Source organism: Hyphomicrobium sp. ghe19 (assembly GCF_902712875.1).
Taxonomy (GTDB): domain Bacteria; phylum Pseudomonadota; class Alphaproteobacteria; order Rhizobiales; family Hyphomicrobiaceae; genus Hyphomicrobium_B.
In genome coordinates this window covers 2,987,059-3,006,216 of record NZ_LR743509.1, presented here as the reverse complement: position 1 = coordinate 3,006,216, position 19,158 = coordinate 2,987,059, and the positions used below count along the sequence as shown (strand labels likewise).

Sequence of the window (19,158 nt, the reverse complement as noted above, 5' to 3'; positions counted from 1 at the left end):
CCAAGTACTGGGCTTGACGGGATCGTTTAAGGCGCATACCCGCTTATCTCTGTAAGCTTCACATGGCGGCGCCGACCTGGCGCCGCCATTGCCTTATGGATTGCGATCCACCAATGCGCCGCCGGTTTGCACTCGTTTTCAATTCGACCGCCGGCGTCGCCATCCCCCGCCTTCTCGACGGCGTGATCGGCCGCCTGCGCCATAGCAAGGCAGAAGTCTTCCAGGTCCCAGCACGCAGTTCTGCCGAAGCCTCGGAACGCGTTGCGGATTTGGCAAGACGCGGCGCCTGTGACGCCGTCATTGCGGCGGGCGGCGACGGCACCTTCCGCGCCGTGGCGACGGGGGCGGCCGGAACGATCCTGCCCGTCGGTCTCGTGCCCCTGGGAACCGGCAACGTGCTCGCCGCCGAGATCGGCCTGCCGAAAGGCGTTCGGGCGCTCGCCGACGTGCTGCTGACCGGCGAGCAAATCGAGACGCACGGCGGCCTCGCCAACGGCCAACCGTTTTTCCTGATGTTGGGCGCAGGCTTCGACGCGCGCGTCGTCGCGAAGCTCAATTACCGGACGAAACGCGTGTTCGGCAGGGGCGCCTATGTCTATCCCGTCATCAGGACATTTGCCGAGGCGCACCCTGTTTTCGACGTCGAGCTCGACGGGCGAAAGTTCGAAGCGAGCTGGATAATCCTATCGTTTGCGACCCGCTACGGCAGCCTGTTCACGCTGGCCCCTGATGCCGGGTTGGGGCGCGATACGCTCATTGCCGTCGTGATGGAAGCAGGCTCTCGCCGAGCAATCGGAGCCAATCTGCTATCGCTGGCGCTGGGATGGCTCGCCCGACCGGACGCGAGGCCGAAGGGCGTGCACGTTTTGCCGGTCAAGGCCGCAACGATCGGCCGGCGGGAACCCACACATTTCCAGGTCGACGGGGACGAGGGCGGAATGTCTCCTGTGGACGTTCGTGCCGACGGTCCCCGCGTTCGGCTGATCGTCCCGCCTCGCTATGTTGCTGATCTCACGAATTGTCATGCGAATCGCGTAGCCTATGAAGTGTGAAGTGTTGTTTGGCGTGTCCTTACAACTTTGTGCGAGCGTCAGAGCGAGAACCAAGGGTCAATGCCCTTCTCTTCTCTGGACCGGTTCCAGATGGACCGGCAGATGACTTCGAATGGCGCGCGGCAGCAATGGATAGGGCTGCCCGAGGGAGCGTCGTTCTGGTCCAGGTTCGGCAGCTTCACGTACCTATCCAACCCTTTCCGCATTTCCGATATCGAACTTCAGACGTTAGCGCGCCGCTCAGCGAGCCCGTGTGCTGAGAGTCCGCGTGCGTTGTCTCGATATCGGAACACTCGCTCTCCTGAGCGAGTTGGCGGACACCTGGAAGATGGAGTGCCTCATGCAGAAGCGCTGTCACCAGCCAACCGGTTTTCTCCGATCAAGCGGGGCCCACTCCTCGCGCGATTTGTCGAGGAGACGCTGGCTGATTCTGCTCTGGCGACAACAGCACAAATATCCTCCATGTAGGAGGTAACTGATGCATGCAGGAGCCGGTGCGACGAACTCCTGCCACGCAAAAAAAGAGGCCGGCTCCAATGAGCCGGCCTCTTTTTTGTTATTTCCGCGCCTTGCGGCCGGCTCGCCGGAGGGGAGTCGCAAGGCGCAATCCAAACACTGTCGCGAGACGCCTACATAGGAAGGCGCGCGATATCGTGTGAGAAGTAATTGTCGATCGCGGTCGCGATCGATTGCGCAACCTTGCTGCGCCATTCGTCGGATTTCAGGTTGCTGGCGTCTTGCTGGTTCGTCACGTAGGCAAGCTCGATCAGAACGGAAGGAAACTGCGCCGTCTTCAAAACGCGGAACGCAGCCTGCTGCTCGGGCTCTTGGCGAAGGGGAGTGCTTTCGCCCATGTTCTCGATGACCGTCTTCGCGAACATGCCGCTGCGTTCGCGCGTCATTTCCAAGTCGCGGTTGGCAAGATCGGCGAGAATGTCTTTGACGGTACCGACATCGCCGTTGGCGCTCTTGACCGTATCGATCTCGTCGGCGGACAGAACCATTTGCGCCGAGTTGCCCTTCGCGGAGCGTTCGAGCGATTTGGCGACGCCGTCACGCAACGAATAGATCGTGGCGCCGCGCGCCCGCGAGCCGTTGTCCGAGTAGTCGGCGTGGATGGCGATGAAGAGGTTTGCTTTGTTGCGCTCCGCGTACTTCGTCCGCTCGTCGAGCGGAATGAATGTGTCGTCGCTACGCGTCATCAAAACCTTATAGCGGCCGGTTTTCTCGAGAAGGTCGCGCAATACGAGGCCGAATTTGAGGACGACCTCCTTTTCGACCGTCCCGAATTTCATGGCTCCTGAGTCGTTGCCGCCATGACCGGGATCGAGAACGATGATCTGCTTGTAAGCCTTTGCGGCGCGTTCTCTCGGGGTTTCGGCAAGCCGCGGCGAGGGCGGCTGCAGGTCGGATGCGCCGAGAGCCGAGGGCTTCGCCAGTGATTTGCGGGGATCGGGAAGCGCGGCGGCCGCGGGAAGTATAGCGAGAGAGAGGAGGTAACGGCCATCCTTGTCTTTGCTGATCTTCGAGCTTTCGATCACGGCCGGCTCGGTGACGTCGATGACGACGCGTGTTTTGCCGCGTGCCGCGAGACCGGCTCGAAAACTTTTGACGAGGCCCGCCGGCTGCTTTCCTTCGAGTGTCGGAAGCCGAACGTTGACGCCGGGCAGTTCGACGACGACCCGGTTCGGGTTCGCAAGTGCAAAGACCTGATAGTCGACTTTGCTTTCGAGACCGATGACGAAGCGGGTACCCGTGGTGCTTTGGGCCGGCCTAGGCGCGGGCCCCGGCGAGACGACTGCGGTCTGCACATCGGAATTCTGAGCGGTCGTGTCTGCGGCCTTGCTCGCGGCGTAGGCCGGGCACACTGCGCCGGCGGCGAAAGCCGCTGCGATGACGCTGCATATTGAGCGTCGAGCCGAGCAACGCATAAGTGCAATCCCCCTAGGCGCGCTCACCACCCATCCGAGTGCGCCACAGATGCTTCTGTGTGCCTGGGGAAGATGGCGTTTTAGCGGTCGGAGCAATAGGTTATTAAGATTATCGGGCAACAGCAGTTAATCTCTCGTTAAGAGCTAAAATTAGCGGTTTCGAGGAAAGCTTTGGGCGGCAGCTAATCAGCTATTGCCGTTTGAAACCCAAGCTGCGGCCGCTTCGTCATCGCTTTCGCGGGCTTCGACCCATCGGGTGGTGCCGCTGACGAGCGTCTCTTTCTTCCAGAATGGCGCACACGTCTTAAGGTAGTCCATCAGGAATGCTGTCGCACCAAACGCATCGCCGCGGTGCGGCGAACACGCGATAACCAGCACGATATTATCGCCAGGCTTGAGCTCCCCGACGCGATGTATGATTAACGACGCCGACAGATTAAATCGCTGCCGCGCTTCCGCTTCGATGCGCTCGAGCTCAGCTTCCGTCATGCCGGGATAATGTTCGAGCGTCATCGAGACGAGCTTCTCAGCCCCCGCTTCGCCGCGCACCTTGCCGACGAAAATTGAGACGCCACCTATTCCGGTATCGTCTGCGGCAAGCCGCGCCATTTCTTCCGAGACATCGAAATCCGCCTCTGAAACGCGAACGGCCATCTTAGCCTCCGGTCACGGGAGGAAAGAACGCGATCTCGCGCGCGCATCCGATCTGTGCGGCGGGTTTCGCGTGGGCGTGATCGATCGCGACGCGGATCGCCTCGGGCTTCGCGAATGCCTGATCGAACGGATGACCGCGACGGGACTGCCAGAGAAGCAGGTCGCCCACGGTCAGGATCTCCGCCGGCAATATCAGGCGTTCTTCGCTGAGGCCGGTGCGCTCTCGCAGCCACGCGAAATAGCGCAGTACGGTTTCGCCAGTGCTTGGTTTTTCGGTCATGGCCCTCAGCGATCGATCGCGTGGCGAATTCCGGCTTTCAGATAGTCGTAACCGGTCAATAGCGTAAGAAGTGCGGCAATCCATAAAAGCAAAACGCCCGCCGTCGTTGTGCCGGGCAGGATGCCTTCCGCCGCCGGTCCAACGAGCAGCATCGCAAGGGCAACGAACTGAACGGCCGTCTTCCACTTGGCAAGCTGCGTGACGTGAATTTTGACGTTGAGCTCGGCGAGAAATTCGCGAAGCCCGGAAACGAGAATTTCGCGCGACAGAATGATGAGAGCCGCCCAGATCGCCCAGCCGCCGATCGTGCCGGTGTAGACGAGCATCAGGAGCGTTGCCCCGACGAGCAGCTTATCGGCGATCGGATCGAGCATGCGGCCGAGGTTCGACTGCTGCTCCCAGATCCGCGCGAGATATCCGTCGAGCCAGTCGGTGAGACATGCAGCGACAAAGATCGCGAACGCCAGCCAGCGCGCCACTTCGCCTGTCCCGAAAAACAGGACGCCGGCAAGCACGGGTACCGCCGCCATCCGGCCATAGGTCAGGATATTGGGCAGGCTCGTCGAGAGCGAGCGGTGCGCGACGTGATCCATGGTTTTTGGGTTAGCCGCAGGGGAGAGGGGCCGTCAATCCCTAGACGGCCCAGTGGATGCTCAATGGTGAATCCCCGGGCACAAAGCCGCACCACTCGTCATGAGGCGGCCGCGGGCGCGGGCAAGGCCGAGGTGCCGACGATGCCCGAACGCCTTAAAGCTTCGTACACCGCGACCCTGAGGTCGGATTGCACCCGGAGGCCGTGCGTGATGTCGGGCAGCAGGACCCGGAGCGTGTAGTCCGTCGTATCCTTGGTATAGCCTTCGAAAACCGCGATCGGCGCCGGTTCGCGCAGAATGCTCGGATGGCGATTGGCGCACTCGGTCAGAATGGTCAGCACCCGCCTCGGATCGACGTCCGGCCCGGCCGAGAACTTCAGCACGACGCGCCCGAGTGCGCTCCGGTGCGTCCAGTTCAGCACGCGGCCTGTGATCAGTTCCGAATTCGGCACAATCAGGCTCGCCCGGTCGAACGTCTCGATTTCGGTCGACCGCACGGAAATGCTCCGGACCGTCCCCTGCTCGTTGCCGACGACGACCCAATCGCCAACCTTGATCGGCCGCTCGATGAGCAGGATGAGGCCGGAGACGAAGTTGTTGACGATCGACTGCAAGCCGAAACCGATACCGACAGAAAGCGCACCGGCGACGATCGCGAGATTGGTGATGTTGAAGCCGGCGTACGAGATGGCGATGACGGCCGCGAGACCCGTGCCTGCGTAGCCGACCGCGGTGTCGATCGAATTCGCGATACCGGCATCCATCCTCGGCGCGATGAGGAGGTTATCGCGCAGCCGCCGCTGGATGAGGCGCGTGACGAACACGAGCCCGACGAAGATCGCGACGCCCAGAAGAATTTTGACGATGGAGATGCGTATCTGTCCGATCTCGAAACCGAACAGCAATCGCTCCAGCCAGTCCCGGATATCGGGCGCGGCAAAGCCCCATTGCAGCAGCAGTATAGGGAGCGTGAGGAACGCGACGCCGAGCGTCAGCACGACCTCAGTCAGCCAGCCGAGTTGCTTGCGGCGGGTTTCGTCGAATCCCATGCGCTCTTCGAGAACGACGCTGATGTGGCCGCGAGACGTCGTGCTCCCGCGCGTGAACGCGCGAATGGCGAGGTAGAGAAGCACCGCGATGAGACCGACGACACCGGTCATGACCAGCTGCTGCGACAGGAAGCGCGCCATCGCGATGTAGCCGAAAAGACAGCAGCCGATGATCGCGGCCGTGGCGATTCCGAGTGGCAGCTTGAACCAGATCGGATCGCCGCGTCTGACCGGCGTGGCCAGCGTCGTCTCGCTCGACTCGAAGGGCGTCAGCAACAACCCGATCAGGACAAACGCGAATGCAAGGCTCGCAAAGAGCGATTGCGCCACACTCATCGACAGCGGGAAGTAAAGAATTTGCCCGAAACTCGAGAGGAAAAGATCGATCGAATAGATCAGGGCCAGGATGATGAGCAGCGTCGTGATGCGCCGGGCACTGCGGTCGGACAAAGCCATGAGCCGCCGTTCGGGCCGGTTGGGCGCGAAGACGGAAATGATCAGTGCCGAAACCGCGGTGAAAACGAGTGCATACCTGAAAAACGCCGCACCTACGGGCGCCGCGGTCGGGTAGTAGAGCAGCCCAAGATATTCATGCCCGCCATAAAGCAGCAGGATCGCCGCAATGCCTGGGATGGCGCGGACGGGCGCAATCCATGAAGCCGATGCTGCACGTTGGAAGAAGCTCGGCGGGGTTGCATTGGGTCCGGGCCGGTAGCGCGTCAGCGACAGCACCACCGCCTTCAACAGCAGATAAAGGCCGATCGCCGCCGCATAGAGGACGAGCACGCTGCCTTTTTGCCTGTTGATCGAATTCCACCAGTCCTCGGCATTGTATTGAAGGCGCCATTGGACGCTCGCCCGTTGCCGCGCGATATCGTTCCAGAAGGCCGGCAGCAGCGGACTCGACATCTGCTCCGTCAGGCTGCGCACAAACATCTGCAGCCTGAGCTCGGTGATTTTGTCGATCGCCTGACGCGCGCGCCACCACGTGACTTCAAGTGTCTTGATCGCGCCTGAGACCTCGGCTTCCTGCACATCGAGCCGCGCCCGCTCAGCCGCAACGGCTGCCGGCTCCGGCGCGGCGTCCTTGGCCGGTGGATCGCCAAGCCGTTTGATCTGAACGTGGAGATCGGAAAGACGTGGGCGAAGCCCGTCGGCCGTCTGCGTCGACTTCGCGATCACGCCGTCGATGTTGTCGCGCAACCGGCCGAGATCGGCGTTGACGCCTGAAATCGCCGACAGCGTTTTTTCCGCTCCGTCCATGTCGCCGACAATGCTGCTGATCGTCGAGCTGACTTCCGGTGTAAGAACTGGCGGAGGTGGCGGCGGCGGCGGGGTAGCAGCGGCGGCAGGCTGCGCCTCGGGCGGCGCGGCGGCTGCGGGCTCTTGAGCGGGAGCAGGGAGGGAGTCCGCGGGAGCATTCGCGGGCGCGGGCTCTGCAGGCGCGGCTTGCGCCGGTACCGCCTGCGCTGGTGTCGCTGGTGCTGGCGCTGGAGCTGTCCCCGCCGCGGGCGCGTTCGCCGCACCGGCTCCCGCTGTAGGCGCAGTCGCGGCTGCCGGTGTCCCATGTGGGGCAGGTGTCGCTGACTTCCCAGCCGCGACAGGTTTGACGGCCGGCGCCCATGCCTCCTGCGCCTCAACGGCGCCCGGAACGGCAATAAGAATGGCGAGCGCAACGGTCGCAAATGCACGTCTCAGCATCGGCAGAACAGAACCTTTGAATGACAACAGCGAAATGACAATCGGGAAGTAGGCCCATGGCCCCCAAGTGCCGCGAAAATAGGGCAGCAAGCGCCTTTCTGGCTAGACTCAAATAATTGCCGCTAGCCCGCCCGCTCGTGGAAGAAATCGTAGATTTTCTTGGCCATATCGGCGGATATGCCCTCCACAGCCTTCAAATCTTCGATACCGGCCCGCGATACGGCCTTCGCTGAGCCAAAGTGCTTCAAAAGCGCCCGTTTGCGCGTTGGGCCGATGCCTTCGATCTCGTCGAGCGGATTGACGCCAAGCGATTTCGCACGTTTTGCCCGATGGGTGCCGATCGCGAAGCGATGCGCTTCGTCGCGCAGGCGTTGAACGAAATAGAGAACCGGGTCCTTGGCTTCGAGCATGATCGGCCGGTCCCGGCCGGGGATATGAAAATGCTCGCGGCCCGCATCGCGATCGGGCCCCTTTGCAACGCCGATCAGCGCAATGTCGTGCAGGCCAAATCCGGCGAGCACTTCGCGCGCGACGGAAAGCTGCCCGAGGCCGCCGTCGATCAGAACGAGATCCGGCCGGTCCGGAAATGCGCGATCCTCGACGGTATCGTCTTCTGCGACGACGACGGGCACTAACGGTCCGGCCGCCACGTCCGCTTCGATCTCTTCGACTTCCGTTTCGATTTCTTCCAGCACTTCGGCATCCGCGATCCGCTTGAACCGGCGCGTCAGCACCTCGCGCATCATCGCGTAATCGTCTCCAGGCGCCGTATCCGGAGATTTGATGTTGAATTTCCGGTACTGGCCTTTGACGAAGCCCTCAGGCCCCGCGACGATCATCGCGCCGACGGCGTTCGTACCGCCGGTGTGGCTGTTGTCGAACACCTCGATGCGGCGTGGAACCGAGGGCAGCGCGAACCGCTCGGCGATGCCTTCGAGAAGCCGTGCTTGCGACGAACTCTCGGCGAGCTTCCGGCCCAAGGCTTCCCGCGCGTTCGCGAGCGCATGCTCGACGATCGTCGATTTCGTCCCGCGCGACGGAACGCGGATTTCGACTTTTCTCTCCGCTTTCGTCGATAAAGCCTCGGCGAGAAGCTCCCGCTCCGCAATGTCGTGCGATAGCAGGATCAGCCGCGGCACCGGCTTATCGTCGTAGAACTGCGCGATGAAACTATCGAGCACGTCCTCGACGTTGAGCGAGCGGTCGGCTTTCGGATAATAGGCGCGATTGCCCCAGTTCTGGCCCGTCCGGAAGAAGAACACCTGAATGCATGTCTGCCCGCCATCCTGATAGGCGGCGAAGACATCGGCTTCCTCGACGCCTTCCGGATTTATCGACTGGTCTGCCGTAACGTGCGCGAGGGCCCAGAGCCGGTTCCGGTATTTGGCGGCCGTCTCGAACTCGAGTTTGTCGGCGGCCTCTTGCATGAGGTCTTGGTACATGCGGCGGACCGTCTGGCTGCCGCCGCTCAAGAACCGCTGAGCCTCATCGACGAGCACCGCATAGTCATCGAGACCGATTTCGCCCGTGCACGGCGCCGAGCAACGCTTGATTTGATAGAGCAGGCACGGCCGCGTCCGGCTCTCGTAGACGCTGTCGGAGCACGAGCGCAGAAGAAACGCTCGCTGCAGCATGTTGACTGTGCGACCGACCGCTCCGGCCGAAGCGAACGGACCGAAGTAGTCGCCCTTGCGATTCCGAGCGCCCCGATGCTTCATCACTGCGGGCGCCGGATGGTCGCGGCAGATGAGAATGTAGGGAAACGACTTGTCGTCCCGCATCAACACGTTGAAGCGCGGCCGGAAGCGCTTGATGAGGTTCGCTTCCAAGAGAAGCGCTTCGGCCTCAGTCCGGACGGTGACGAACTCCATTGATGCCGTCGCAAGGATCATACGAGCTATTCGGTTCGTATGGCCGTTGAGGCGTGCATAGTTGGAGACGCGGGCGCGGAGCGAGCGCGCCTTGCCGACGTAGATCACCTCGCCTGCGACATCGAGCATCCGGTAGACGCCGGGGCTCTGCGGCAGGTTCTTCAAATACGCGGCAATCACTTCCGGGCCCGTCTTTACGGGCGTTTCCGGGGGCGATGTGGATGTTGTCGGCTCTTCGGTCATGGCGCACCTAAAGTTGGGCTGCCGCCGAGGTCAAGCAAGGCATCGCGCTTGCGCCACAAAATCAACACGCCAGGGGCGTGGTGTGCAAGCTCTTTAGGACATTGGGGAAAAAGTAGCGCCGAGGGGGGTGTTATGCGTCGCGTCATCGCCGTTCTCGGCCTCGCGTTGATCGTTGTCTTGCCGGCGTTGGCGCTGGCAAAGCCGATGAAGGAAAAGCCGGTAAAGCCATTCGAGAACGCGCAAGAGCTTCTGAAATGGATTAACGGCTACCGCAAAAATCCCGAGCCTCGACGGGCGCCTGAAGCCGTGAAGGCGATGTCGGCGCAGGGCTCGATCAGGGAAGTGGATCAGGCGGGAGTCTACATCGGCTTCGTGGCGGGTGTCCTTGGCTCCAATCCGGAGATGGCCGACGATCTCATCTCGAAGATGTTTCCACTGCCGCCCGAAGACCAGGTCCTCGTCGTCAAGGCGATCGCCTATTCGGGGCTCCCGCGCTGGCGCGACACGATGGCGAAGTTCGTCGAGCGCATGCCGGCGCGCAAGGTTCTGATCGACAAATACATGTTCGGCGATAAGCCGACCCTCACGGCGATTTCGATCAAGGACGATGCGGGCGTCATCGACCTCAACTGGGGCTATTATTTTGCCACAGGCTGGGAAGCACCCGTCCGCCGCATCGTGGGCGCGCTCGAACTCTCGCAAGATAAGGACAAGGTCGAGCTGTTGACGATCGGCGCGATGGCGAAATGGACGCTGGCGCAGAATGCGTCGCGAAATGACGATTTGCTGCTGCTTCTGAAAAAGATATCCAGCGACAGCGATCCCAAAATCAGGAAGCCGCTTACCGAAGTCATCGAGGCCGCCGAAACGCTCGAGCTGACAAAACTACGCAAGGACGCGCTCGCATCCATCGACGAGTTGAAGGCCAAAGGCCCGGAAAGTCTTCGTAACTACAACTGGTGGGGGCAGACCGGACAAACCGTTTTCGCTCTCGGCTGCGTCGCGGCTGCTGCGACGGGGATGGGCGTAGCCGGAATTCCTTGCGTGGTCGGCGGAGCCGCTTCGACCGCCGCTCTCAAGTACTTTGCCCCATCGTCCGATTAATGTCTTCTGGTCGGCACGCCGTTCGCTGATCGTGCTGGTGCTCAATTTTCAGGGCAGTTGAACTTGGCGTCGACGAGAGCAGCTTCCGCCGTCGCGTACTCTCCGACGATCTCGGCGCCGACCGCTTCAGTTCGCGCATACGCGTCGAACATGGACTTCTCGAAGCCGTCTACGATCGTCAGCGCGGTGTACTGCGTTTCAGCACCCGCGTGAGAGCGGATCAGCAACGTTTTGGTGCCCCCGTAACTCGCGGCCAGCACTTTGCAGGGCGTCGCCGGAGCTGACGCCGCAGCTTTTGCCGCCGCGCCGAGTTCGGCTGGAAGTGGTCCGCCAAGACGCGAAGGCTCTTGCGGGGAGGGCGAAATCTTGAACGTCGGAAGCCACGGCGTCGAAAACAGGCCGGACGGAGCCGCGGCCTGTTGAACCGCCGGCTCCGGAACTCGCGCCACATCGTCCTGACCGCTGTTTTCAGCGGGCAATTGCCGCTCCACAACGGTGGTCCCAGCCCATGAAGTATTCATGAGCTGAGGCGAGAAACTGTCGGGTGTGCGCTTCTTGCTGTTCGCTTCTTTTGCCGAAGTCTTCTTGGCCTTCGGCGGCGTTTTGGACGCGACAGAAGGCTTGGAAGCAGGCTTCGCGCCTTTCGCAGCTTTCGCAGCCGGCTTTTTGGGTACGCCCGCAGCCGCAGGCTGCTTTTCAGTCGAACCGGCCAGAGGCTGCTTTTCACTCGAACCAGCAGCCGGCGTCGAAGGTGCCTTGTCGTCCGGCACGGGACCGCCAAGTCCGGACGGCGGACGGAATGGGGCTCGCCATTCGCTGCGCATAGGCAGCGGAGCCGGAACCGCATCCACTTCGGCGGCACGCGCCGCAGGATCGCAATACCGCTTCTGATAGAGGCTGGCGATGAAGTCGATCGACTTGCCATAAGCGCGGTCGGCTGCCCAGCGGCGTGCGAGATCGCCGAATGTCACCGGCCGCCCGAGACGCTTCGACTGAGCTGCGATGTCGTCCTGGTTCTCCCGCGTGCGCTTTGCGACCGGAGCCGCAAGACGTTCGCCCGAATAGGCGACGAGGTGCTGGATCTGCGCGTGGACGCCTGTCTCTATGTTGGGGAAGAATTCGCCGCGAACGCCGCCGCCCGTCGCGCCAATACCGGCGAAGTTGTTTTGATTTTCCCAGACGTCACCGCGCTTGCCGCCTTCGCGACGGAACTTCAGGTAGTTCGTCTCGATGACCATCTGGTAGAACGCATAGTCCCACCGCACGCGCCAGCCTTCGCCGTAGTGCTTGTACCAGTGCGCGATTTCGCGGTAGCGCGGATCAACATTCGGATTGCGTTCGCTGACGAACGCCATGAGCCGCTCGGGCGTAACGCAAGCGGGAACTTTGTTGCTTTCGCTCGTCCGAATGGGCGGAGCGGCGTTGGCGGCGTCGATCGCTAACGCGAACGACGCAGACGCTAGAGTGCAGGCAATAATACGCGATACAAGCGACTTAGTCGCCATTCAACTATCCTTTGAGATTATGTGTTGGTTTCAGCCGTCGGGGCAGAGCTCGAAAGCTTTGTCGAGGGCCTGGGAGGGATTGGAGAATTCGCCGACTGTTTCGCCGCCCTTTGCGTAGGCTGCGATGTAGGCGTCGGCTTCTCGCTTTTCCGATCCTTCGTTGACATCGAGGACGGTGTAATTGTCTTGCTGATCGGCGCGTGCGCGGATGATGACGGAATGACCGCCGCCATAGCTCGCCGTCCAGACCTTGCAGTTCGGTTTGACGCCCTTCGGCGGAACCATGATCGCCGACTTTGTGGCGGCGCCCGCCGTGACGGACGCTTTCGTTCCGGCGCCGAGCGCAGCCGTCTGGATTTTCTTGGTCGAAGTTTTCTTCGCGGGGGGCTCGACAGGAGCTGAGTCCGCCGGGCCGCGCATGTCGGCTGCCGCGCCCGATGCATCGGTCGCAGACGAAGCGTCGTCTGACGGCGCGGACGCGTTGATGATCTTGAAGGCTGTGGGTGTCTGGTCCGCGACTTCGGGTTCGCCGACCGCCGGAGCGACGTTCGCTGTCTCGATCAGGGATTCGCCGCCAAGACCCGAGCGAACGAAGGAGCCCGATTTGCGGGCTTCTTCAACGGCGCGCCGCGCGAGATCGGCGCCGGAAAGCTTGGCAGTCGATTTGTTCGGGTCTTCAACTGAAGCGGTTTGCACGCGCGTCGCGTCGGCAACCGCACCGGTCTCGGCCGGAGCGTTGCCGGTTTTCGCATAGGCAAGAAGCTCAGGCTTCGGGTCGGCACCCTTGCACGGACTGCCGTAGAACGTCTCCGCAAGAGCAGCAATATCGCGGGCATAGTGACGGGATGTCGGCGCCCACTGCTTGGCAAGCTGGCTGTAATCGATCGGTCCGTTGAGCGTCTTCTGCCACTCGGTGAGGACGCCCCACTCCTGGACTTTGCGCGTGCGTTCGGCGACCGGATCGTCGAGGTGCTCGCCCGCATAGAGCAGGAGATGCTGGAGATGCGCTTTAACGCCTGTGCTGACGTCGGCGAAGCTTTCGCCGGGGACATGTTTGCCCGTCGCGCCCATGCCGGCGAAGTTGTTCTGTTTCGAGGAGACGTCGCCCTTGAAGGTCAGGTTGCCCGTCTCGAGCATCATCTGGAAGAAGGCGATGTCCCAGCGGATGTTGAGTTCGTTGCCGACGCGCATGTAATCCGCGGCGATTTTTTCGAAGCGCGGGTCGATGCTGCGGTTGCGGCTTTCGAGGAAGCCCATGAGCCGTCCCGGCGTGGCACACGCCGGAACCTTGTTCTTTGCGCTAAGTTTGACCTGAGGAAGATCCGCCGCCTGAACCGGCAGAGACATGGCAGCCAAAGGCGCGGCTGCTGCGATGACGAACGCCAATGGCGCCCGAGCACGGCCAATCATGAATACACCCTTAAGCACGCGGCACCCCCGTAAAGGCGCCCAACAAAACCATTAAGGTTCGTAGACGCTTAACGTTAATAAAATGTTGATAAACCCCCAGCGGGATCCCGAATCGAGAGTCGCGGAGCAATGGGGCGGGAATGAGAAAGATGCGCGGTCAGATTGCGGCAGGGGCGAGCCGCCGCAACGTTTGGTTTACGTTAAATGCTGTCCCCCATCGAGAGCGATCATCTGACCGGTCAGCGATGGCGTAGCGAGGATGAACCTCACCGTCGCCGCAATTTCCTCAGCAGAAGCGCCATGTTGGAGCAGGGTCGACTTGCTCTCTCTAATGAATTCATCGTCGGTTTGATGGATGCTGCGCATCACCGGACCAGGACCGATGGCATTGACCCGGATGCGTGGCGCGAGCGCCTGGGCGAGTGTTCGCGTCGCCGTCCAAAGCCCGGCTTTCGAAATCGTGTACGAGAAGAATTCCGGCGTCAGATTCCAAACGCGCTGATCGATGATGTTGATGATGTTGCCTTCGCAACCTGATGGCAGGCTCGCGGCCATCGCCTGCGCGAGGAACATCGGCGCCTTGAGATTGATGCCGAGATGAAGATCCCAAGTGGCATCCTCCAGGCTCTGGATCGTGTCGGGTTGAAATTCCGAAGCGTTGTTGATGAGCACCGTCGGCGGGCTGAGGTCGCGGACGACGTCGGCCATGAGCTGTCGCGGGGCGTCGGGATCGGCAAGATCGGCGCGGAACGATTGTGCGCGGCCGCCTCTATCCACAATGTCGCGAACGAGGCTCTCGGCTTCGTCATCCGATTTTCGATAGTGGATGGCGACGGTCCAGCCGTCGCTCGCGAGATCCAAGGCAAGCGCCCGGCCGATTCGGCGCGCGGCCCCGGTGATGAGAGCGGTCGGAAAGTCGTTCTGAGGCTGGTTCATGATCTCTGTTTAATCAGGGGGGAGGCAGGTCCGGAATAGTAACTTAGCGAGCACATCATGCCTAACACGGCTACGAGACCGAATCCCGGCGCCGACCCGAGCTAAAACCCCGCACCTTGAGTTGCCACCCTTTTCAGCACATTACCGTCGGCCACACTTTACCGAAGAGTTTCGCTGCTCAAATTCAATGCATATCTGCAGGACGCCGGCTTCTTATCGCAGCAGAGTGGCCCGACGGTTACATCGTCAGCATAAGTCGCAATATGCTGCGTGTAATGACTTGTGTGGACAGACCGAAAAAGTTTTCCTTACGTCGGAGCGGTTGAGAGTCGCGTTGTCCGCATTGAGCGGGTTTTGCGAGCCGCAGATCTGGGACGGGGGTTGTCTTATGACGAATATCAAAGGTTTCTTGGGGGCGGCCGGTTTCGCAGCGATTGCTGTGCTTGGCATGTCCTCGGCGGCACTTGCCGACGATGCGGCGGACGGCGAACGGAAGTTCGGCTACTCGATCACCATCACGGGCACGAGCGACTATATCTTCCGTGGTATCTCGCTGACGAATAACGATCCGGCTTTCCAGCCGTTCATCGAGTTTACCTACGGAACGCCTAGCCTCACTTGGTACCTCGATTTCTGGGGATCGAACGTCAACGATGGTCTCGGCAATCCATGGGAATTGGACGTGTATGCGGGTGTTAGGCCTGTAACCGGGCCGATCAGCTGGGATTTGGGAGTGTTGTACTACACGAACCCAAGCCACCAAGCCACGCAGATCAACCCGACGGACGCCGGCACGGACTATGTCGAGTTCAAAATTGCGGCGACCATTACGCCCATCACGAACCTGAGCCTGACCGCCGTTGGTTACGTCACGCCTGATGTCGGCTTCGCCTCGCCGACAACGGAAACGGGAGAATTCGACGCGGCTTACACGCTTCCTGCCTTCGGCATATTTACGCCGACGATCAGTGGTGCGGTCGGTTACACCAATGCAGATAGAGCCGGCACCTTCGATGCCTATTGCACCAGAGAGTTCGGCGGCACCTGCAATCCCGGCACAGACGCCTACACCTACTGGAATGCGGGCGTGAAGCTGACCGTAGACAAGTACTTCATGGACTTCCGGTACTGGGATACGAGCATCAGCAAGCAGGACGACCCGAACGGTTATGCCGATGCCCGTTTCGTGTTCCAGGCTGGCGTAAACCTACCATAAGCAGACATTCTAATCCCGTCGCTGTATTGAGCCGGGGCCTGTGCGGGCCCCGGTTTTTTGCTTCGGATGTTTATGCTTGGCGGCCGGCTCGCGGAACGCGAGTCGCCGAGCATCACCAAAACTCTCCGGCCGGCGCGCGGAACGCGAGCAGTGCGCGTCGCCATACCCTCAAGTTTTCACCAACGGCCTTGACGCCCTTACTTGAGAAATTCCGCAACTCACGCCAGAGATTGATGCGAGGGTTCCCTGGTAATCTGCGGCTCAATCCGTGCTCATATCGGTCTTCGCGCTCGTAATCCTGACCACGGTGATCGCCGGCAAGGTCTTGGTGCCGCGTTTCCTGACGCACCACGTCCGGCTGGCGAATGCGCCTGACCAACCGCGCGCATTCGGCCGCGACATGGCTTGGCTTGCCATCCAAACGGACGACAGTGACGCCGTGGCTGCCGCGCTGGGATTGACCGGCCTGCGTCCCGCGAACTGGGATTCCGGTATCGGCGCGATTTATGACCCCGAAGTCTCGGCCGGACTTCTCTTCATTTCGCCCCCTGTTCGGGGCTGGACGATCGTCGCAGGTGAAGCGCTGCCGGTACCGGCCGGGTCTCCGTTCATCGACAAGATGACGCCGCTGCTGAAGCATCTCGGAAAACAGTTTCGCAACGTCCAGTACTTCGCGTCCTTCCCGATCATCGATTTCTACGCGTGGGCGCGCGCGGACAAGGGACGTCCCAAAAGAGCGTTCGCAATAGGCGAGGCAGGCATCGTCTGGGATTTGGGTAAGCCGACTCCTGAGGAGCGGCAGCTCGGCCTGTCCTACGTCGAGATCAGGGGGATCACGGAGCGCCACGGTGATGTCGGCGGACAGCTGGTGCTGCATCCGACCGAGGAGAACGTGTTTGCTGTCGCCGCTGGGTGGAGCCTCAATCCGATGACGCTGGAGGGTTTCAAGCATCCCCGCGGCGTCGGCTGGATTGCGGACGCGCCGCGGTCATGGCGCCCCGAGCGTGCCCGGCGAGTGGCCTGATCGCGGATTTCGATACCGGAAGAGACCTCAGTCCGCGGTTACTGGGCGGCCGTTGCTCTATAGAGCTTCGCTGTGCGGTCTCACTGGGCGTGGCGGCCGTAGTCGTAATCCATTCGCGGCCCCGGAAGCGGCGACGATCGGTCGGTCGCAGCCGGACTTCCGTTCGCGGATCCCGACCGCTGGCCCGACGGCTGACTGCCCGGCATGGTCTCAGCCGCCGAACGTGCCGGAGGAATGAAAACCTGGTTGGCCGTGCAGAGCTTGCGCCGCGTTTCATTCTGGCCGCACGCGCGCGGCTTACCGTCTTTCGACAGGCAGAACCGGACTTCCCTCAGACTTGCGCCTGCGCCACCGCAAACGACGGCGATCATATCCGGCCGAAACTGCGGGTTCGCCCGCAGGAACTCCCGCTCCACGTCGGCGGCAGATACGATCTGCGACTCGAATGGATTTCGAAAACGGTCGGGAATGTTGATGGTGTCGAACAGCCGATGTGCCGTCGCGAAGTACTGCGCTGGGTCCATCCCCGAGCACGTCCCATGCGTCCGGTACTCGTGGATCACGAGTCCGCGGCTCGGCATGACGTCGAGCATGCTGGAGATGACAGGGTCGGGCACGAACGGGCGTCGCGGCAATCGGCAATTCGACGGGTAGCCGTTTTCATATTGCGGCCAGAGGCCGTGGAGAACGAACGAGTAGCGGCGGCCGTCGCGGCGATTGCACTGCGTGTCGTCGTCCCGGTCGCGGCCCTCTCCGGCGCAGTAGGTCGGGCTCCACGACAGAACGAGCGCGTAATAATCGAATTCGCCCGGCACGTTTCGGCCATAGCCGCCGTAACCGTTGTCCGAACCGTTGTCGTTGGAACGCGAGCCGTAATCTCCGTTGTCGGCGCGCCTGTTTGATCCGTTCGAGTTTGATCCGCTCGAGCCGCTGCCAGCCCCCGTGTTCCCGGTCGTCACATTGCCAGGTGACAGGGCCGTTCGTTGCTCGACGACGAAGTGCGCGATGTACACGCCGAGCAGCGCGAAGACCAAAATCGTGAGAAGGATATGCGGTCTCAGCATTTCATCGTCCCGGTCGGGTTAGGTGCGAAGTCGCGCCACGGCGAATAGCGCCGCAGCCTACGCGGATTGCTTTGCGAGCGCCGCAAGAATGCGCACCCAGCTCCGGGCGCCCTTCTCGAAGCTTCGCACGTTGTACTTTTCGTTCGGCGAATGAATGCGGTCGTCGTCGAGGCCGAACCCGATCAGCAGGCTATCCATGCCGAGGGCGTCGCGGAACGACGAGACGATGGGAATGGACGCGCCGCTTCCCATCAGCACGGCAGGCTTTCCCCATTCCTCTTCGAGCGCCTTGGCGGCCGCACGCATCGATGGATCGCTGGTGTCGAACATGATCGCGCCCGACCCGCCCCGATGGCCGAGCCACGTCGCCTTGCAATCGGCCGGAATAAGTTTCTCGACGTAGTCGTGAATGGCCTTCATCACGTGATCGGGATTTTGGCCGGGAACGAGCCGGCAGGTGATCTTCACCGATGCCTTTGCCGGAATGACGGTTTTTGTGCCGGCGCCCTGGTATCCACCAGTCACGCCGTTGAACTCGAGCGTCGGCCTCGACCAGAGCTGCTCGATGACGGAGCGGCCTTTTTCGCCCGCGGGAACGTTGAGCCCGACCGATCCCAGAAACGTATCGGCTCTGACATTCAGCGACTGCCACTGCGCGAGCTGTTCGGCCGTCGGCTCCTTGACGCCGTCATAAAAGCCGGGAACGGCTATCCTGCCGGTCTCGTCGTGCAGGGCTGCCATGACCTTGGCGAGCACGCGAATGGGGTTCGCGACCGGCCCGCCGTAGATGCCCGAGTGGAGGTCGCGCGTCGGGCCGGTAATGACGAGTTCGTCGCCGGCGAGGCCACGCAGCATCGTCGTGATGGCGGGCGTATCCTTGTCCCATTGGCCGGTGTCACAAACGAGCACGAGATCGGCTTTGAGTTCGTCGCCATACTTGGCCAGAAAGTCCGGGAGAGACGGCGAACCACACTCTTCCTCCCCCTCGATCAGCACCGAAACAGCGATCGGTAGATCGCCCGCAACCTTTTTCCAGGCCCTTGCCGCCTCGAAGAAGGTCATCAGCTGGCCTTTGTTGTCTTCGGCGCCGCGAGCGACGATCACATCGCCGTTGCCCGGCTCATTCGCGATGCGCGGCTCGAATGGCGGCGTCTTCCAGAGATCCAGCGGATCCGGCGGCTGTACGTCATAATGCCCGTAGAAGAGGACATGCGGCATATTCGGATCGCGATTTAGCCGATCATGGGCCACCACCATCGGATGGCCGCTTGTCGGCACAACCTTGGCCTCGGCGAACCCGATGTCTCGAAGCGTCGCCGCGCACCATTCCGCGGCTTTGACGCAACTGGCCTTATACGCCGGGTCGGTCGATACGCTATCGATGCGCAAAAGTTCGAACAATCGATCCAGCCCCGCCGACTTCGATTGGCCGAGGGTATCGAGAACGGTTTCGAGCGTGCTCATCGTGCTAGACTTTCCGGGTTGCTGGCCTGCGGCGGGGGAGCTTGGTTCCGAAGCTAGGAAT

General features: G+C 61.6%; 15 protein-coding genes. 4 read left to right on the top strand and 11 right to left on the bottom strand.

What is annotated here, in order from left to right:
• Window positions 1-113: 113 nt before the first annotated feature.
• Complete coding sequence (locus AACL53_RS14390; protein WP_339085219.1) at window positions 114-1,052, top strand: diacylglycerol kinase family protein; 939 nt, start codon at window positions 114-116, stop codon at window positions 1,050-1,052.
• 629 nt (window positions 1,053-1,681) lie between these two features.
• On the opposite strand, the gene AACL53_RS14385 is transcribed toward AACL53_RS14390, so the two are convergent.
• The 6 genes from AACL53_RS14385 to uvrC all read right to left on the bottom strand — a co-directional run bounded on the left by AACL53_RS14385 (window position 1,682) and on the right by uvrC (window position 9,374).
• Window positions 1,682-2,983, bottom strand: a complete 1,302-nt coding sequence (locus AACL53_RS14385) for an N-acetylmuramoyl-L-alanine amidase (RefSeq protein ID WP_339085218.1) — start codon at window positions 2,981-2,983, stop codon at window positions 1,682-1,684.
• 186 nt (window positions 2,984-3,169) lie between these two features.
• Entirely contained in the window at window positions 3,170-3,637 is a 468-nt protein-coding gene (locus AACL53_RS14380) for a molybdenum cofactor biosynthesis protein MoaE (protein ID WP_339085217.1), read from the bottom strand.
• A 1-nt stretch (window position 3,638) separates the two neighbouring features.
• The gene (gene moaD / locus AACL53_RS14375) at window positions 3,639-3,917 is read right to left on the bottom strand and encodes a molybdopterin converting factor subunit 1 (protein WP_339085216.1); all 279 of its coding nucleotides are present in this window, start codon (window positions 3,915-3,917) and stop codon (window positions 3,639-3,641) included.
• A gap of 5 nt (window positions 3,918-3,922) precedes the next feature.
• The gene (gene pgsA / locus AACL53_RS14370) at window positions 3,923-4,510 is read right to left on the bottom strand and encodes a CDP-diacylglycerol--glycerol-3-phosphate 3-phosphatidyltransferase (RefSeq protein ID WP_339085215.1); all 588 of its coding nucleotides are present in this window, start codon (window positions 4,508-4,510) and stop codon (window positions 3,923-3,925) included.
• Between the two features lie 98 nt (window positions 4,511-4,608).
• Window positions 4,609-7,350 carry a mechanosensitive ion channel domain-containing protein gene (locus tag AACL53_RS14365; protein WP_339085214.1) on the bottom strand — a complete coding sequence of 914 codons (2,742 nt, stop codon included), beginning with the start codon at window positions 7,348-7,350 and terminating at the stop codon, window positions 4,609-4,611.
• A gap of 32 nt (window positions 7,351-7,382) precedes the next feature.
• On the bottom strand, window positions 7,383-9,374 hold the full coding sequence (uvrC, locus tag AACL53_RS14360; protein ID WP_339085213.1) for an excinuclease ABC subunit UvrC: 1,992 nt from the start codon (window positions 9,372-9,374) through the stop codon (window positions 7,383-7,385).
• Between the two features lie 132 nt (window positions 9,375-9,506).
• Here uvrC and AACL53_RS14355 point away from each other — a divergent pair, with 132 nt between their 5' ends.
• Window positions 9,507-10,478 carry a hypothetical protein gene (locus AACL53_RS14355; RefSeq protein WP_339085212.1) on the top strand — a complete coding sequence of 324 codons (972 nt, stop codon included), beginning with the start codon at window positions 9,507-9,509 and terminating at the stop codon, window positions 10,476-10,478.
• 41 nt (window positions 10,479-10,519) lie between these two features.
• Here AACL53_RS14355 and AACL53_RS14350 read toward each other — a convergent pair whose 3' ends face one another.
• The 3 genes from AACL53_RS14350 to AACL53_RS14340 form a co-directional block, all read right to left on the bottom strand.
• Window positions 10,520-11,983: a glucosaminidase domain-containing protein gene (locus AACL53_RS14350; RefSeq protein ID WP_339085211.1), complete on the bottom strand. Its 1,464-nt coding sequence runs from the start codon at window positions 11,981-11,983 to the stop codon at window positions 10,520-10,522.
• 30 nt (window positions 11,984-12,013) lie between these two features.
• Window positions 12,014-13,393 carry a glucosaminidase domain-containing protein gene (locus AACL53_RS14345; protein ID WP_339085210.1) on the bottom strand — a complete coding sequence of 460 codons (1,380 nt, stop codon included), beginning with the start codon at window positions 13,391-13,393 and terminating at the stop codon, window positions 12,014-12,016.
• 195 nt (window positions 13,394-13,588) lie between these two features.
• Window positions 13,589-14,329 carry an SDR family oxidoreductase gene (locus tag AACL53_RS14340; RefSeq protein WP_339085209.1) on the bottom strand — a complete coding sequence of 247 codons (741 nt, stop codon included), beginning with the start codon at window positions 14,327-14,329 and terminating at the stop codon, window positions 13,589-13,591.
• 388 nt (window positions 14,330-14,717) lie between these two features.
• On the opposite strand from AACL53_RS14340, the gene AACL53_RS14335 reads away from it, so the two are divergent.
• Window positions 14,718-15,545 carry a TorF family putative porin gene (locus tag AACL53_RS14335; RefSeq protein WP_339085208.1) on the top strand — a complete coding sequence of 276 codons (828 nt, stop codon included), beginning with the start codon at window positions 14,718-14,720 and terminating at the stop codon, window positions 15,543-15,545.
• Window positions 15,546-15,813: 268 nt separating this feature from the next.
• The gene (locus AACL53_RS14330; RefSeq protein WP_339085207.1) at window positions 15,814-16,569 is read left to right on the top strand and encodes a hypothetical protein; all 756 of its coding nucleotides are present in this window, start codon (window positions 15,814-15,816) and stop codon (window positions 16,567-16,569) included.
• 80 nt (window positions 16,570-16,649) lie between these two features.
• Here AACL53_RS14330 and AACL53_RS14325 read toward each other — a convergent pair whose 3' ends face one another.
• Together AACL53_RS14325 and AACL53_RS14320 are read right to left on the bottom strand one after the other, a co-directional pair.
• Window positions 16,650-17,633, bottom strand: coding sequence for a ribonuclease T2 (locus AACL53_RS14325; protein ID WP_339085206.1), 984 nt, complete (start codon window positions 17,631-17,633; stop codon window positions 16,650-16,652).
• A 57-nt stretch (window positions 17,634-17,690) separates the two neighbouring features.
• Entirely contained in the window at window positions 17,691-19,097 is a 1,407-nt protein-coding gene (locus tag AACL53_RS14320; protein WP_339085205.1) for a dipeptidase, read from the bottom strand.
• Between the last annotated feature and the right edge of the window lie 61 nt (window positions 19,098-19,158).

Excerpts from the sequence above, each read along its gene's own strand:
- AACL53_RS14390 (WP_339085219.1), top strand. The coding sequence starts at position 114 with ATGCGCCGCCGGTTTGCACTCGTTTTCAATTCGACCGCCGGCGTCGCC.
- AACL53_RS14385 (WP_339085218.1), bottom strand. The coding sequence starts at position 2,983 with ATGCGTTGCTCGGCTCGACGCTCAATATGCAGCGTCATCGCAGCGGCT.
- AACL53_RS14380 (WP_339085217.1), bottom strand. The coding sequence starts at position 3,637 with ATGGCCGTTCGCGTTTCAGAGGCGGATTTCGATGTCTCGGAAGAAATG.
- moaD (WP_339085216.1), bottom strand. The coding sequence starts at position 3,917 with ATGACCGAAAAACCAAGCACTGGCGAAACCGTACTGCGCTATTTCGCG.
- pgsA (WP_339085215.1), bottom strand. The coding sequence starts at position 4,510 with ATGGATCACGTCGCGCACCGCTCGCTCTCGACGAGCCTGCCCAATATC.
- uvrC (WP_339085213.1), bottom strand. The coding sequence starts at position 9,374 with ATGACCGAAGAGCCGACAACATCCACATCGCCCCCGGAAACGCCCGTA.
- AACL53_RS14355 (WP_339085212.1), top strand. The coding sequence starts at position 9,507 with ATGCGTCGCGTCATCGCCGTTCTCGGCCTCGCGTTGATCGTTGTCTTG.
- AACL53_RS14350 (WP_339085211.1), bottom strand. The coding sequence starts at position 11,983 with ATGGCGACTAAGTCGCTTGTATCGCGTATTATTGCCTGCACTCTAGCG.
- AACL53_RS14345 (WP_339085210.1), bottom strand. The coding sequence starts at position 13,393 with ATGATTGGCCGTGCTCGGGCGCCATTGGCGTTCGTCATCGCAGCAGCC.
- AACL53_RS14340 (WP_339085209.1), bottom strand. The coding sequence starts at position 14,329 with ATGAACCAGCCTCAGAACGACTTTCCGACCGCTCTCATCACCGGGGCC.
- AACL53_RS14335 (WP_339085208.1), top strand. The coding sequence starts at position 14,718 with ATGACGAATATCAAAGGTTTCTTGGGGGCGGCCGGTTTCGCAGCGATT.
- AACL53_RS14325 (WP_339085206.1), bottom strand. The coding sequence starts at position 17,633 with ATGCTGAGACCGCATATCCTTCTCACGATTTTGGTCTTCGCGCTGCTC.
- AACL53_RS14320 (WP_339085205.1), bottom strand. The coding sequence starts at position 19,097 with ATGAGCACGCTCGAAACCGTTCTCGATACCCTCGGCCAATCGAAGTCG.